2 protein-coding genes are annotated in these 1,152 nt (G+C 63.8%); both read left to right on the top strand.

The features are described 5' to 3' along the window. On the top strand, positions 1-1,008 hold a 1,008-nt coding region (locus DK926_RS26245), incomplete at its 5' end, for an NAD(P)-dependent alcohol dehydrogenase (RefSeq protein ID WP_243637036.1). 10 nt (positions 1,009-1,018) lie between these two features. After that, positions 1,019-1,152 (top strand): antibiotic biosynthesis monooxygenase (locus DK926_RS26250; RefSeq protein ID WP_207890929.1); only part of this gene is annotated, 134 nt, incomplete at its 3' end.

Consider the following 1,152-nt stretch of genomic DNA (forward strand, 5'->3'; position numbering starts at 1 on the left):
GTGGGATACCACGACAAACTGCAGATGGCCGAACTGCCGATACCCACGCCCACAGGGCCTTTCGACGTCGTCGTCAAGATCGGCGGTGCAGGCGTGTGCCGCACCGACCTGCACATCCTGGAAGGGCAGTGGGCCGAGAAATCGGGCGTCCAGCTGCCGTACACGATCGGTCACGAGAACGCGGGATGGGTACACGCCGTCGGGTCCGCCGTGACGAACGTGCAGGAGGGCGACAAGGTCATCGTCCACCCGCTGATCACGTGCGGGCTCTGTCGTGCGTGCCGGTCCGGCGACGACGTGCACTGCGAAATCAACCAGTTCCCCGGAATCGACACGAACGGCGGTTACGCCGAGTACTTGAAGACGTCGGCACGGAGCGTCGTCAAGATCGACGACTCACTCGAACCCGCCGACGTCGCCGCCCTCGCCGACGCGGGACTGACGGCCTACCACGCGGCCGCGAAGGCGTCGAAGCTGTTGACGCCGCGAGACCGCGTCGTCGTCATCGGCGCAGGCGGATTGGGCCACATCGGAATTCAGGTGTTGAAGTCGCTGACCGCAGCGGAGATCGTCGTCGTCGATCGCAATGCCGCCGCCGTCGAACTCGCGACGTCGATCGGTGCGGACCACGGAATCGTCGCCGACGGAACGCATATCGATCAGGTACTCGAGCTGACCGGCGGTACGGGCGGTGAGGCGGTGATCGACTTCGTCGGTGAAGGAGGTGCGACGAAGGAAGGCGTCGCGATGCTGCGTCAGGCAGGCAACTACTACGTCGTCGGATACGGCGAGAACATCGATGTGCCGACGATCGACATCGTGTCCTCCGAGATCAACATCGTCGGTAATCTGGTGGGGTCCTACAACGATCTGTGCGACCTGATGGCGCTGGCGGCCAGAGGATCGGTGGTGCTGCACACGGTGAAGTATGCGCTCGACGACTTCCAAAGTGCCATAGACGATCTCGACGCAGGCGCCATCCGCGGCCGCGCAATCCTGACCCCGTGAGGAGTACCCCATGATCTTCATCGTCGTCAAGTTCGAGACGAAGCCCGAATGGACCGAGAAGTGGCCCGACCACGTCGCCGAGTTCACCGCTGCCACCCGTGCCGAAGAGGGCAACATGTGGTTCGAGTGGTCGCGCAGCCTCGA

The organism is Rhodococcus sp. Eu-32 (assembly GCF_003336925.1).
In the GTDB taxonomy this organism is placed as follows: Bacteria; Actinomycetota; Actinomycetes; order Mycobacteriales; family Mycobacteriaceae; genus Rhodococcoides; species Rhodococcoides kyotonensis_B.